The organism is Huintestinicola sp. (genome assembly GCF_050874005.1).
Classification (GTDB): Bacteria; Bacillota; Clostridia; order Oscillospirales; family Ruminococcaceae; genus Huintestinicola.
Genome location: NZ_JBNMJV010000026.1, coordinates 14,578 through 27,366 on the forward strand (window position 1 = coordinate 14,578; position 12,789 = coordinate 27,366).

Annotated in this window: 15 protein-coding genes; 11 read left to right on the forward strand and 4 right to left on the reverse strand. The window is 47.6% G+C overall.

The features are described 5' to 3' along the window. Positions 1-3: 3 nt before the first annotated feature. The 3 genes from hslO to ACR0QN_RS09455 are packed head-to-tail and all read right to left on the reverse strand — an operon-like array spanning position 4 to position 2,023. Complete coding sequence (hslO, locus tag ACR0QN_RS09445) at positions 4-885, reverse strand: Hsp33 family molecular chaperone HslO (RefSeq protein ID WP_432650962.1); 882 nt, start codon at positions 883-885, stop codon at positions 4-6. A gap of 14 nt (positions 886-899) precedes the next feature. Next, positions 900-1,673 (reverse strand): class I SAM-dependent DNA methyltransferase, encoded by a 774-nt coding sequence (locus ACR0QN_RS09450; RefSeq protein WP_432650963.1) that lies wholly within the window; start codon positions 1,671-1,673, stop codon positions 900-902. Positions 1,674-1,675: 2 nt separating this feature from the next. Next, entirely contained in the window at positions 1,676-2,023 is a 348-nt protein-coding gene (locus tag ACR0QN_RS09455) for a YerC/YecD family TrpR-related protein (RefSeq protein ID WP_432650964.1), read from the reverse strand. A gap of 346 nt (positions 2,024-2,369) precedes the next feature. Between ACR0QN_RS09455 and rpe the strand changes: the two genes are divergently transcribed. Continuing rightward, a complete protein-coding gene (gene rpe, locus ACR0QN_RS09460; RefSeq protein WP_432650965.1) occupies positions 2,370-3,014 on the forward strand; it encodes a ribulose-phosphate 3-epimerase in 645 nt (214 codons plus the stop codon). Here rpe and ACR0QN_RS09465 read toward each other — a convergent pair. Further along, complete coding sequence (locus ACR0QN_RS09465) at positions 3,003-3,530, reverse strand: hypothetical protein (protein ID WP_432650966.1); 528 nt, start codon at positions 3,528-3,530, stop codon at positions 3,003-3,005. The two genes, rpe and ACR0QN_RS09465, sit on opposite strands and share 12 nt — an antisense overlap. Before the next feature lie 35 nt (positions 3,531-3,565). Here ACR0QN_RS09465 and ACR0QN_RS09470 point away from each other — a divergent pair, with 35 nt between their 5' ends. The 10 genes from ACR0QN_RS09470 to ACR0QN_RS09515 all read left to right on the forward strand — a co-directional run bounded on the left by ACR0QN_RS09470 (position 3,566) and on the right by ACR0QN_RS09515 (position 12,473). Next, positions 3,566-4,615: an RnfABCDGE type electron transport complex subunit D gene (locus ACR0QN_RS09470; protein ID WP_432650967.1), complete on the forward strand. Its 1,050-nt coding sequence runs from the start codon at positions 3,566-3,568 to the stop codon at positions 4,613-4,615. Next, positions 4,599-5,204: an Rnf-Nqr domain containing protein gene (locus ACR0QN_RS09475; RefSeq protein WP_432650968.1), complete on the forward strand. Its 606-nt coding sequence runs from the start codon at positions 4,599-4,601 to the stop codon at positions 5,202-5,204. Before ACR0QN_RS09470 ends, ACR0QN_RS09475 begins: the two co-directional genes overlap by 17 nt. Then, positions 5,201-5,806: an Rnf-Nqr domain containing protein gene (locus tag ACR0QN_RS09480; RefSeq protein ID WP_432650969.1), complete on the forward strand. Its 606-nt coding sequence runs from the start codon at positions 5,201-5,203 to the stop codon at positions 5,804-5,806. Before ACR0QN_RS09475 ends, ACR0QN_RS09480 begins: the two co-directional genes overlap by 4 nt. Positions 5,807-5,837: 31 nt before the next feature. Further along, complete coding sequence (locus ACR0QN_RS09485) at positions 5,838-7,148, forward strand: putative glycoside hydrolase (protein ID WP_432650970.1); 1,311 nt, start codon at positions 5,838-5,840, stop codon at positions 7,146-7,148. An 18-nt stretch (positions 7,149-7,166) separates the two neighbouring features. Further along, positions 7,167-8,531: a tRNA (N6-isopentenyl adenosine(37)-C2)-methylthiotransferase MiaB gene (gene miaB, locus ACR0QN_RS09490; protein WP_432650971.1), complete on the forward strand. Its 1,365-nt coding sequence runs from the start codon at positions 7,167-7,169 to the stop codon at positions 8,529-8,531. Between the two features lie 133 nt (positions 8,532-8,664). After that, complete coding sequence (locus ACR0QN_RS09495) at positions 8,665-9,141, forward strand: RNA polymerase sigma factor (RefSeq protein ID WP_432650972.1); 477 nt, start codon at positions 8,665-8,667, stop codon at positions 9,139-9,141. Then, complete coding sequence (locus ACR0QN_RS09500) at positions 9,138-10,403, forward strand: hypothetical protein (protein ID WP_432650973.1); 1,266 nt, start codon at positions 9,138-9,140, stop codon at positions 10,401-10,403. The genes ACR0QN_RS09495 and ACR0QN_RS09500 overlap by 4 nt, the downstream gene beginning before the upstream one ends. A gap of 299 nt (positions 10,404-10,702) precedes the next feature. Continuing rightward, positions 10,703-11,077: a GntR family transcriptional regulator gene (locus ACR0QN_RS09505; protein ID WP_432650974.1), complete on the forward strand. Its 375-nt coding sequence runs from the start codon at positions 10,703-10,705 to the stop codon at positions 11,075-11,077. Positions 11,078-11,079: 2 nt separating this feature from the next. Then, complete coding sequence (locus ACR0QN_RS09510; RefSeq protein WP_432650975.1) at positions 11,080-11,961, forward strand: ABC transporter ATP-binding protein; 882 nt, start codon at positions 11,080-11,082, stop codon at positions 11,959-11,961. A gap of 110 nt (positions 11,962-12,071) precedes the next feature. Then, entirely contained in the window at positions 12,072-12,473 is a 402-nt protein-coding gene (locus ACR0QN_RS09515) for a hypothetical protein (protein ID WP_432650976.1), read from the forward strand. Positions 12,474-12,789 lie beyond the last annotated feature (316 nt).

Consider the following 12,789-nt stretch of genomic DNA (forward strand, 5'->3'; position numbering starts at 1 on the left):
TGATTATGCCTTTGCCTGACGGGAAAGCTCCCTTATCTGCTCGGAGGTGAAGGTGTATTTCTTGCCGCAGAAATGACAGCATACCTCGGAGCTTTCTTCCTCATCTGCCATTGCGTCAAGCTCGGCGCTGCCTATGGAAATAAGCGCTCTTTCCACTCTTTCCCTTGAGCAGTCGCATTTGTAACGGGCGGTGAGATCGTCCATTACATTAGGCTTTAAGCCCTCAAGCACCTTCATAGCCATTTCCTCGGCGGTAACGCCCGAGGAGAGCATCTGTGTGACTGAGGGGAGAGAATTTACATTTTTTTCAAGTATATCAATGCAGCTTTCGTCCGCAAAGGGGAGAAGCTGTACCAGATATCCACCTGCCGCCTTTACGGTAAGATCGGGATTTACCAGAACTCCCAGACCGCAGACGGTGGGTATCTGCTCGGAGGTAGCAAAATAGCTTGCGATATCCTCGGCTATCTCACCCGAAACGATAGGCACCTGACCGCAGTAAGGCTCTTTAAGACCAAGATCCTTTACCACCGAAAGGGTGCCTTCCTTTCCCACAGCACCCGAAACGTCCAGTTTGCCGAATTTGTTTAAGGGTATCTCAACAATGGGGTTGCAGACATAGGATTTAACGTTTCCGAAGCTGTCCGCAACGGCGATAAGTGCGCCTGTGGGGCCGTTTCCGTTCATTCTCAGAGTAAGAGTGTCCTTTTCACCCTTGAGACCTATTCCCATAAGGGAGGCGGCAATGGTGAGACGGCCGAGTGCTGCGGTAACTACCGCAGAGGTCTGATGTATTTTCTCAATTTCCGAAACTATATCCGTTGCGTCAATGGCTGTTGCCACAACGGAAGCGTCCTCGGATATGGTTCTGACAATTTTTGCCATAATGGGTTGCTCCTTTATAAATTATGCGCCGGTATGGCAGGCTTCTTTGCGGCAAATACCAGCTTTTCGCTGTCATTTCGGGGCGGCTCGAGGGAGTCGAAATCATAGACCGCTTCAAGGGTCATACCCGAATCTGCAAGAGCCTGTTCGATTATTTCCCGAGGAAAGGCAATTTCCGAAAGCTCGTCGGTGTATCTGGTAAATAAGCCGCTTTCGTTTTTCTCAAAAATGTCCAGCGAAATGTCCACTTGACAGTCGGGGGAGCTATCATTGAAGCTGTTCTGCCATACGCAGTAAACGTCCTCAAGGTCATAGACGAAGGTGTTGTTCCCTAAGATATTCCTGTGCTTGTAAGGGGTGTTCACATCGAATATGAACAGTCCTCCCGGCTCGCAGAAAAGGGAAACACGATCAAAGGTCTTTCGGATATCATCAAGACTGCCCAGGTGATTTAAGCTGTCGAGGGCGCAGAGGGTAACGTCTATGGTGCCGAACATATCAAGCTTTGTCATATCCTGACAAAGATACTGAATGGGCAGACCGCTCTCAAATTTCTTGTCCATAGCGCAGGAGAGCATTTCCTCCGAAGCGTCGGTGCCGATAACGTCATAGCCCAGCCTTGCCATTTCCTCGGACAGGCTGCCCGTTCCGCAGGCAAGGTCTAAGAGAATACCTTTTTTTCCCCCGTGGAGACTTATGAGCCTGTCAAAATACTCCGCTCTCGCCTTGTAAGAGATATTTTCGGTGAGGCGGTCGTAAAAATACGCAAATGCGCTGTAGCCGCTCAATGTCAGTCTTTCCCTTCTGCGCCTGTGTTCACGCCGAGTATCTCGTCGGTGGTGGTGTTTTTCAGGCGGTCGAATACGATACGGTAGCCCTCGCCGCTGTACTTGCTGTTAAGTGTGCGGTTAACACGGCTGATGGTGGCGGTGCTTGCTCCTGTGCTTGCCACGATGTTGTTGTATATCTTCTTCTCCGAAAGCATTTTTGCAACAAGCATTCTCTGGGAGAGGGATTTCAGCTCAAGAGATGTGCAGAGGTCGTCAAGAAATTTTGCACACTCCTCCCTTGTTTCAAGGCAGAGGATAGCGTCATAGAGAAAGCTCAGGCTCTTTTCGTCAGCTCTGTTTTCATCCATAATTTATACAGTCCTTTCGGTAAAATATTTTTCGCTTTTATACGAACTATGCCGTACTTCTATTTTAGCACTCTAAAATATAAAAGTAAAGGGGTATAGGCATATTTTAATATTTTTGTAACATTTTTTCAGTCTTTAAGATCGCTTATCGGCATCGTCTGAAAATTTGCACAACCTGTCCCGAATTATCCCTCACGAAAATAGTCGAATTTCCGAAATGAAAAAACCGACCCGAATTGTATTGACGGCGGAGCAATATTGGTTTATACTTATTATGTATAGCTGTCAGCTTCCGCAGGGACTCGGGGGCGGGCGTACCACTTCTATTAAAAGGAGCCTTTTTACATTGAATACAATAGTTTCCGCTTCTATCCTGAGCGCAGATATCTGCCGTCTCGGAGAGGAGCTTGACAGGATAAAGCAAAGCGGCTGCGACCACGTTCATTTTGATGTTATGGACGGAGTTTTCGTGCCAAATATCAGCTTCGGAGTGCCTGTTCTTGCGGGTGTGCGCAAGCATACGGATATGTTTATCGACGCTCATTTAATGATAACAGACCCCCTGAAATACGTGGGCGTTTTTGCGGACAACGGAGCGGATATGATAAGCTTTCATCTTGAGAGCAATTCAGACCCTGCCGCCGTTATCCGTGAGATAAAGACACGTGGAATTAAGGCAGGAATTGCCATCAAGCCGGGAACACCCGTAAGTGATGTTCTTCCCTTTGTAAGCTCTGTGGATATGGTCCTTGTGATGACCGTAGAGCCCGGCTTCGGAGGACAGGGCTTTATGCACGAGACGCTGAGCAAGATAAGTGAGCTTAAAGCATACATCGACAAGGAATGTCCCGGCACTCACATTCAGGTGGACGGCGGCATAAACGCCGAGACCGCAGCTCTTGTAAGAGAGGCAGGAGCGGATATCCTTGTGGCAGGCTCCTATCTTTTCAAGGCGGAGGATATGGCTGCTGCCGCCCGCTCAATGAGATAAGCCCGACAGTATTTCAACCGCATTTTTGGAAATAATCACCTTGTCGTGTTCGGACAGCTTTGCAAGAGCCGCTTCGTCCGCAGGAATTAGTGTTCCCGTTTCGGAAAGACTTTCGCAGAGCAGTATATCGTCGGGCAGGCGTATTATGAGCCTTAAATAGTCCTGTCCGCCCGTAACAGCGCTTTCGGGGCAGGAAATGCTCAGAGACTTTATCTTTTTGCATACCCTTATAAGCTCCTCTGCGGAAGCTGTGGTTATTATCATCGGGCATACTCCGCCCGACTGCGGCTTTCGTGTCATAATAAAAACGCACCCTCCCCATCTAACGGGAATTATCTCAACAGATACGGTGTATTTCCCCTTTTCGGGAAAAGCCCTTCCCACCAGTTCGGATATGAGCAGCGAGGCTTTTGGGGAGCCTTCGTGGAGCTTTTCCGCACAAAGACCGAGCAGGCACAGCTCACTTTCGGATATGACTGCTCTTGCTTTGTGTTCTCCCGTTCGTTCTATCCGCAATAAAACACCACCTTTACATCAAGGATTATATTTATATGAAAAAGAAAGAACCCGGTATGCTCACTACCTTTGTCCGTGAGGGCAGGGGAGAAAAAAGCCGCCGCCCCGATGATTTCGGCGCAATGGTCAATATGCTTCTTGTGCTTCTGGTAACGGCGGCAATGTCCGTATATTACTACGGAATGAGAGCGGCTTTGCTGTGCATAATATGCGTCGGCGTCTGCTGGGGGCTTGACGTTCTCTGCCTTATTATTCAGAGAAAAAGCCTGCATATACACGATGTTTCGCCCATAATAACGGGGCTTGCCATTGCTCTTATGATGCCTGCTTCCGTGCCGTATACCATTGCCGCCGCTGCCTGCGCCTTTGCCATTTGCATTGCCAAGCATCCTTTCGGCGGTCACGGCAAAGAGATAGTAAACTGTGCTGCGGCAGGATATATTTTTGCGGAGCTTTGCTTCCCATCGGCAGTATTGTCATACCCTAAGCCTATGACGGAGCTGCCCCTTACCAATGTTATAACAGACGGGCTTTACCCCTCCTTTACCTCGGCGGCAATGCGCTCCACATCTGCCTCATACACGGATATCGAACTGCTTATCGGCAATTTTACGGGACCTATGGGCTGCACGTTTACGGTGCTCACCGCTGTGTGTGCTCTGTATCTCATATCCCGTAAAGCGATATCGGGAACGGTTTTCTTTACCGAGCTTGCCATAGTTATGGGCTGGAGCCTTGTGGCAGGGGGGGCTTTCAGAGTCAAGACCTCTCTTGTGGGCGGTATGCTCATTTTCGGATTATCGGTGCTTTCCTGCGATAACAGTATCGTTCACAAAACTGTTCCCGAAAAAATACTTTTCGGCATTGTTTCTGCTGTGATACTTATTGCCGCAGAGGAAATATCCCGCCTTGAAAATCCTGTGGTCTATGCGGCGGTGCTTTCTGCGCCCTTCGGCAGGCTTACGGGCAAATTCGGAGAGCTTGCACGCCGCAGGAAAAGGGCTAAAAACATTTTCGGAAAATATGCCGATGATATCAACGAAACTATTGCAATGACAGGGGGCGGCGATGATGGAAACGACTAAGAAAAAATGGTCATTTTCTGAGGGACTTTTCACTCATAATCCCGTTTTTGCGGCGGGAATGTCCCTTGCCCCTGCCATAATGATAGCAAACACCTTTCGGGGAGCGGTGACTTACGCAGCTGTGTTTTCTGCGGTAACGCTGATGTCCCTGATGATATCCTCTTTTCTGCCCAGAAAGCTGCCCTATGCTATGCGTATAATATTATATACTTTTATTGCCGTGGCGGTGTATATCCCATTCTGTATTTTTTTCGAGGGGCGGTTTGATTACGACCTGTCAAAGCTTGGCGTTTTCCTGCCTATGATAGTTTCGGGCGAATTTATCACCCGAGCCGCAGAGCTGAGATTTTTCCGTATGGAAAAGGGCAGAATGATACTTGATGTCATATCCCACATTTTAGGCTTTTGCTGGGCGGTCATATTCCTGGGCTTTGTGAGAGAGCTTTTCTCCACAGGCGGAATTGACGGAACGCTTTACGGCATAGGATTTACTATCCCCATTCTGAACGCTCCCTGCGGCGGATTTATCCTTATCGGTCTTATGGGCGCATTTATCAGATCGTTCAAAAAGGAGGGGCGTGACAAATGAATGACCCCGGCTTCTTTCAGAGTCTGCTGACCTCAGTTCTGATGTCGGTCATAGCCGAAAATTTCGTTTTTGCCAGGGCTTTCGGCGTTACCCCTATGATTGCTGCGGCTAAAAACAAGCGAAATCTTCCCGGAGTATGCGCAGGAGTTTCCTACTTTACTGCGGCGGCTTCCATAGCAATGTGGGGCGTTTCACAGCTCCCTTTTGCGGCTGACCGGGACAGGCATTATCTTGTGGCGTTTTACGCACTTATCGTGGGCGGCGTTTATCTCGTCACCCTTTTGTGTGCATTTTTATTTGTAAAAAACAAATTTCCGAAAATAAAAAAATATGTGCATATCTCGGCGTTTAACAGCGCAGTTATGGGTACAATATTTCTGAGCGCTTCCGGCTGCGAAACATTCGGCGAATATCTGCTTTTCGGACTGACTGCGGGACTGGGATTTACGGCGGCTTCATATATGCTGTCGGGAGTTTACGCACAGCTTTATTCAGAGGACGTTCCGAGAGCATTCAGAGGCTATCCTGCGGTAATGATATTTTCGGGAATAATGGCAATGGCGGTGTACGGCATTTTAGGTCACGCACCTGCTTATATATAATAGAAATATATAATTTTGAAAGGACATCAAAATGAAAAGAAAAAAGAAAATTTTCAAGCCCAAAAGGCATTATAAGATAAAAAGAAGAAACGAAAATGCGGTGAAGATAATCGCAGGTGCAGCAGCTGTTGCGGCGCTTATTTTCGTGGGCTACAGCGTTGCGGGACCTATCGGAAGATACATTGCCTCCCGTCCCGACAGAACAGAGTCAGAGCCCTGGACGCCCTCGGAGACCGATAATGTTTCCGACAGCGTTCCTGCTGAGACCGATATTGCTTCACAGACCGCAGGCGGCGTTCAGACCGAGAGCCTGCCTGCCGTAAGCGAAACTTCTTCCATAGCCGGTGAAACAACACAGGCACCTGCCGTTTCCGAGACAGAGCCTATCGAAACTGCCCCTGCAGCTGTTATCAGAGAGGGCGGAGCGGCATATTACATTGACCCCGACAGTATGTCGGACGCCGACAGCCTGAACGCCGCTCTTGACGAGCTGAGCGCCAGCGGCTGCAGCGCTGTCATATTCCCCGTAAAGACCGAGGGGGGAGTGTTCCACTATGCCACAGGGCTTGATTTTGTGGACACCGTTATTGACGGAAACGACCCTGTTGTTTCAAATCTTTCCGCATCGGATATCGTAAATGCTGCCGAAAGCAGAGGACTTCGCCCTGTTGCGCTTGTTTCCGTGCTTTACGACAACAACCGCTATGGTGATTACCGTGACGGCTCCTACAGGAGCGAGGACGGTGACACCTGGCTTGACACATCTCCCGACAAGGGCGGCAAGCCCTGGTTATCGCCTTTCGATGAAACGGCACAGGAGTATCTTTGCGACATTGTTACAGAGCTTGGCAATGCAGGCTTTACCGAGGTCATTTGCGATGATTTCATCTTCCCCGAGTTCAGGTCTTCGGATATTGATATGCTGGGCGAGGAGGTTTCCCCCTACAGCGACCGTTACCACGCTCTCACTTCTCTTGCGGTGATGATGAACAATGCAGGAAACGAGTCGGGCACAGAGGTAATGCTCAGAATTACGGCTAATTCCGTTATCAAGGGCTACAGCGAGCTTTTCTATCCCGATGAGCTTGATGGCTGCCGCATAATGATAGATTACTCGGAAAACAACATCAGCCGCACTATGGTGGCAGGAAACGAGGAAGTCATTCTCGATGATATGGATATGTACGAGAAGATAACCGCAGTATACGGCGAAGTTTCCTCACGCTGCGGCGACCTGCCCGTATATCCTATGCTTGACAGGGAGTCGATGTCTGCGGACGATTTTGACGAGGCTGTGAAGGCGCTTACCGCTATGGGCTATGACAAATATTACGTTTATTGATCGAAAGGCGTTACATAGATGGAAATAAATTACATTCAGGCGGTAAGAGACATTTTTGCCAAAAGAGAAGCGCCCCCCTTGTGCTGCGTTCACAGCTATGGCTGTCAGCAGAACGTAAGCGACGGGGAGAAGCTTAAAGGGCAGCTTTGTCTTATGGGATGCGGCGTTACAGACGATATGACCGCCGCAGACATTATAATCCTCAACACCTGCGCCGTTCGTGAAAACGCTGAGCTGAAGGTCTACGGCAACATCGGAGAACTGAAGCGCCTCAAGGAGCAAAAGCCCGATATGTTGATCGCTGTAGGCGGCTGTATGGGTCAGGAGCCTAAAACGGCTGAGAAGATAAAGAAGTCCTACCGCCACGTAGATATCGTGTTCGGCACATTTGCCGCAAAGGAGCTGCCGAGGCTCATTTACGAGGCTCTTACCAAAAAAGAGTTTATCGTTGACACCGCCGAGAGAAACACCGAATGCTTTGAGGATATCCCTGCGGTGAGAAGCGAGAAATACAAGGCAGGCGTTTCCATAATGTACGGCTGCAACAATTTCTGCTCTTACTGTATCGTTCCATACGTAAGAGGCAGGGAGCGGAGCAGGAGCCCCGAAAAGATAATCGAGGAGATAAAAAGGCTCGTTTCGGACGGCTGCAAAGAAATTATGCTCTTAGGGCAGAATGTCAATTCCTACGGCAGGGGACTTGAGGAGAAAATTGATTTTCCCGAGCTGCTAAGGCGCATTGACAATATTGACGGGGATTTCAGAGTGAGATTTATGTCCCCCCATCCCAAGGACGCCACAAGGGAATTTTTTGATGTAATTGCCGAAAGCAAAAAGATTTGCAAAAGCGTTCATCTGCCCCTCCAGTCGGGCAGCGACCGCATTTTAAAGGAAATGAACAGGCGTTATACGGCGGAGCAGTATATGGATATGGTTGAATACGCCCGAAAGGTAATGCCGGGTCTTTCCATATCCACCGATATTATCGTGGGATTTCCCAACGAAACTTACGAGGATTTCAGCCGGACCCTTGATATTGTTAAAGCGGTAAAGTACGACAACATTTTCTCGTTCATCTATTCAAAGCGGACAGGCACAAAGGCTGCCGAGATCATCGACCATACCTCCGAAGAGGACAAGGGAGAACGGTTCCGTGAGCTGCTTGCCGTTCAGCGTGAGATATCCGAGGAGCATTACAAGCGATTCTTAGGAGCGGAATTTGACGTGCTTTTCGACGGCACATACAAGGAAGAATTTATCAGCGGCAAGAGCGGCGAATTTATCATCACCCTTGTGAAAGGCTCTCCCGAGCTTATCGGAACGATGAGAAAGGTTAGGGTCACAAAGACACATAACTGGGCTGTTGAGGGTGAACTGATATAAAGATAACGTAATCTTAATTCAGGCGTTTTCCGGAAAAGGAGAACGCCTTTTTTGATATGTTAATTTTCTGTAAACTCTGTAACGAACATCACCTTCCGGCGTTTAATCTATGAAAAGGAAAGGAGGTATCCAAGTGAGGCAGGAAGAACAGTACAAGGAATATGCCGACAGGGTGTACAAATATCTTATGAGCCTCAGCGGAGGAAATAACAGCCTTTCCGAGGAGCTTACCCAGGAGACCTTTTTCCGAGCCATAACCCACGCCGAAAGCTTTGACGGCAGAGTGCAGATGATCACCTGGCTCTGCGCCATTGTGAAAAATCTTTATATTTCCCATCTTCGCAGGGAAAAGCGGAGGGAGGACTGCGAGCCGGAGGATATCCCCGTTGATACGGACATTTCGGGAAGAATGGAGCAGAGGGATATATACAAGGCTGTTCACCGTCTCCCCGAGCCGTACCGTGAGATAGTGCTTCTGAAAATTCACACGGATATGAGCTTTGCGGAGATAGGGGAGATATTCGGAAAATCGGAGACCTGGGCGAGAGTGACCTTCTTTCGAGGGAAAGAACGGCTTAGAGAAATTCTGAAAGGAGAGGATATTTTATGAAAACGGACTGCGATATCATCAGAGACCTGCTTCCTCTTTATTCGGACAAGGTAAGTTCGGAAAGCAGCAGGCGGCTTGTGGAGGAGCATTGCGCCGAATGTGAAGAATGCAGCGAAATGCTTCTCGCAATGTCCGCTGAGCTTCCTCGGAAGGAAAAGGCAGGAGAGGCAAAAAATCCGCTGAAAAAAACCAAAAGGCATTATCTGAAGCTTGCACTTATAACAGCGGTGGTGGCGGTGCCGATGGCTGTTGTTATCTGCGTTCTCGGAGCGATAACAATAAATGAAAATGATCACAGCAGGCAGATAAGCTGGTCGTCCATATCCGCAGAGCGTGAAATGAAAGATTTTGGAAACTTGCTTAAAAAAGGAAATTACCGCAAGGCTCTTTCAATGGTGGGCTTCAAGGGGCTTGACGGCGTTAACAGAAAAAACGAGGGGGAGCTGCTTGAGGTCTATACGAAAATATTCGGAGATTTCTTCTCGCAGTATCCCATATCTGATGTTGAATGTAATGCAAGCTATTCCGTCTCTTTGATGAAGGGCGAGCTTGATCTTTATCTTGATGAGAAATATACCGAAAATATGCCTTTGGAGGTGTACATTGCCTTTGAAAGGGACGAGACGGGGGACTGCTTTATCACTCAGGCAATGGTGCATTGTTATGATACTTCCGATAAATACGAGGGCAGAGAAGATGAATGTTGGGAAATTTATGATAAATTTATGGTTCCCGAGTATCCGGGAAATGCGGCTCTTGAAAGAATAGAAGGTGCTCTTAAAGGAAACGGTTTCTGCGGCTCTGATAATACTCCGCAGATATTTACTTCCGAGTACAACAAAAGGAATAACGAGATTTACAGAATTTATGACAAATATATCGCCGAGGGCGACTGGGAGAACACCGAAACGGAAGAATGCAAAGCCGAGCTTGCACCTGTGGTCGAAGCCCGGGATGAATATCTGGCACATTACAGCACAGATGTCAAGCGGCTTTTCACCGAGGAATACACCCTTATATCAGTCGAGGGCGAGGAGGCTTATTACTCCGACGAGGCCTATCTTGAAAATTCCATATATGCGCAGGGCAAAGGCTGCTTTAAGCAGAGATTTACTCTCAATATGGAGACAAAGGAGGGGGAGAGCTTCTTCGTAAAATTTACCTCAAAGGTGCAGTATTATGCGGATATCCCCGAGGACATAGAATTTTCCGACAACGCCCCCGAAGCGTTCAGAGAAGGATTTTGTAAGCTTTTCTGCTGAATCAGATTATGGGTTATTCGACAGACTGACCGAGCCATCGTACTTTAATGTACGGTGGCTCGTTTGTGTTATAAACATATTTCTGAAAGCCTATTGACAAACTGTAACTCAGATGATATAATTATATATAGAGAGATTATACAATTTATACTTGCGCAGCCGTCCGGAAGGCTTGCAGGTATTTAAGGAAACGCTGATCAAATCGTTTCTCGACGCTCTCAGTAACGGATTTTCGAGCGTCGGAAACGATGCCTGCGGCTTGATTAGCGCTTCCTTGATCCCAAGGAGTGTACACTAAAATGAATATCAACATCAGCAATGCAAACGGTGAGGCGATCTATTTGCAGATCGTAAACCAGATCAAGGCGCTGATACTCGAGGGCAAGCTGAAAGAGGGGGAAATGCTCCCATCTATGCGAAATCTTGCTGTCGAACTCCATATCAGCTTTATGACTACCAAGCGTGCTTACGAGGAGCTTGAGCGTGACGGCTTTATTGAATCGTTTACAGGCAAAGGCTCATTCGTAAAGGCACAGAATTTAGAGCTGTTCCGTGAAGAACAGATCAAGCAGATAGAATCCCTGCTTATGGAGGCAGGCGATAAAGCACGAAAGACAGGTATCACTATGCAGGAGCTTCACGAATTGCTGGACCTTGTAAACGGAGGAGAATGACTATGGTTTCATATGAAAACGCAATTGAGATTTCAGGGGTTACAAAAAAATACAGCGGCTTTACGCTGGATAACATCAGCTTCAATGTGCCGAAAGGCTCGATTATGGGATTTATCGGTCAGAACGGCGCCGGCAAAACCACCACGATACGCAGCCTGCTGAACATCATAAGCATTGACGAGGGAGAAATAAAGCTGCTGGGTCTGGATCATCTTCGGAACGAAACTGAGATCAAGGAACGAATTTCCGTTGTTTTTGATGAATTGCCGTTTCACGATGTTTTGAGTGCAAAGGATATGGCACGTATATTTGAGGGGATTTATCCCCGGTGGGATAACGCTGTTTATACTCAGTATTTAGAGCGCTTCGGACTTCCGATGAAAAAGAAGATAGGCGAGTTTTCAAAGGGTATGAAAATGAAGCTTCAAATAGCCTGCGCCCTTTCTCACAATGCCGAGCTGCTTGTAATGGACGAGGCTACCACAGGACTTGACCCTGTTGTGCGAGATGAGATACTGCACATTTTTATGGAGTATCTACAAGACGGCGAGCGCTCTATTCTGATGTCCTCCCACATTACCTCCGACCTTGAAAAGATCGCAGACAGCGTTATCTTCATTGATAAGGGCAGGCTGCTGATCTCGGGATATAAGGATGATATTCTCGAATCCCACGGTATTCTCAAATGCGACAGATCGGAGCTTGGAAATATCGCCCCGGAAGATATTGTAAGCATTCGTATGAATACCTATGGTGCAGAGGTCATGCTCCGCGACCGACAGTCCGCGTCCTACAAATACAGCGGTGCCATCATCGACCCCGCAAGCCTTGACGATATTATGCTTTACTATGTTCACAAGGACGAAAGGGAGTGGACTGCATGACAAAACTCCATTCACTTGTTTACCGTGAGCTAAAAGCCTGTCAAAAGATGTACATACTGAGATTTGCGGTACTGCTTGCATTTTGCTTTTTTATGATGGGAGCAATATTTTTGCTTACACATGTTATAGAGCAGATGCCCGAGGATACGATCAGATCATTTACACAGATGTTTTCCATGCTTGTTGTGGTATATTCGGCGGCGGTTTTTTCGGGGGACAGTGTTTTTGTAAGCAACCTTAAAAGCGGCTGGCACAATTATTCCTATGCCCTGCCCGTAACTGCTGCCGACCGAGGTGCGGCAAAGCTTATCTGCTTTATCGGAACGGTGAGCATATCTTCCCTTTTAGGTTTAGGCTGTGTTTTCATAAACTGCTGTATTGCAGGAATGCAGTTTCGGATAGAATATGTTGTTCTGCTGTTCATTGTCATTGACATTATTCTGCTTTTCAGGATAGTCATGGACCTTTTTGTGCTTAGGGCAAGAAACACCGATGATACGTTCTTACAATAAGGATACTCGATAGACAGTCAGAACGTATCGCCAAAAACACGAAAAAACAAGCGAAGGATTTGTCACCGCTAAACGGGGGCAAGTCCTTTGCTTGTTGTGTTACTCAGCGAGCGTTCTTTTTGTCATCTGCTGCTCAATACTTCAATATCATTTCATTCAAAGGTAATATCCTCAGTACCATGAAAAGCGGCTAAATCTTGTAATGCAAGTTCTTTTGTAAGAATAAAGAACAAACAAAGAACCGGTTTACGTTGTATTTCCGTTTTTATTAATTCGTATCGACGGTAATATTTAACTTTCCCAAAAATCAACCGCC

What these genes read in the sequence shown, in the direction of transcription:
- hslO (WP_432650962.1), bottom strand. Translation starts at nt 885, where the DNA reads ATGGCAAAAATTGTCAGAACCATATCCGAGGACGCTTCCGTTGTGGCA.
- ACR0QN_RS09455 (WP_432650964.1), bottom strand. Translation starts at nt 2,023, where the DNA reads ATGGATGAAAACAGAGCTGACGAAAAGAGCCTGAGCTTTCTCTATGAC.
- ACR0QN_RS09470 (WP_432650967.1), top strand. Translation starts at nt 3,566, where the DNA reads ATGAAAAAGAAAGAACCCGGTATGCTCACTACCTTTGTCCGTGAGGGC.
- ACR0QN_RS09475 (WP_432650968.1), top strand. Translation starts at nt 4,599, where the DNA reads ATGATGGAAACGACTAAGAAAAAATGGTCATTTTCTGAGGGACTTTTC.
- ACR0QN_RS09480 (WP_432650969.1), top strand. Translation starts at nt 5,201, where the DNA reads ATGAATGACCCCGGCTTCTTTCAGAGTCTGCTGACCTCAGTTCTGATG.
- ACR0QN_RS09485 (WP_432650970.1), top strand. Translation starts at nt 5,838, where the DNA reads ATGAAAAGAAAAAAGAAAATTTTCAAGCCCAAAAGGCATTATAAGATA.
- miaB (WP_432650971.1), top strand. Translation starts at nt 7,167, where the DNA reads ATGGAAATAAATTACATTCAGGCGGTAAGAGACATTTTTGCCAAAAGA.
- ACR0QN_RS09500 (WP_432650973.1), top strand. Translation starts at nt 9,138, where the DNA reads ATGAAAACGGACTGCGATATCATCAGAGACCTGCTTCCTCTTTATTCG.
- ACR0QN_RS09505 (WP_432650974.1), top strand. Translation starts at nt 10,703, where the DNA reads ATGAATATCAACATCAGCAATGCAAACGGTGAGGCGATCTATTTGCAG.
- ACR0QN_RS09510 (WP_432650975.1), top strand. Translation starts at nt 11,080, where the DNA reads ATGGTTTCATATGAAAACGCAATTGAGATTTCAGGGGTTACAAAAAAA.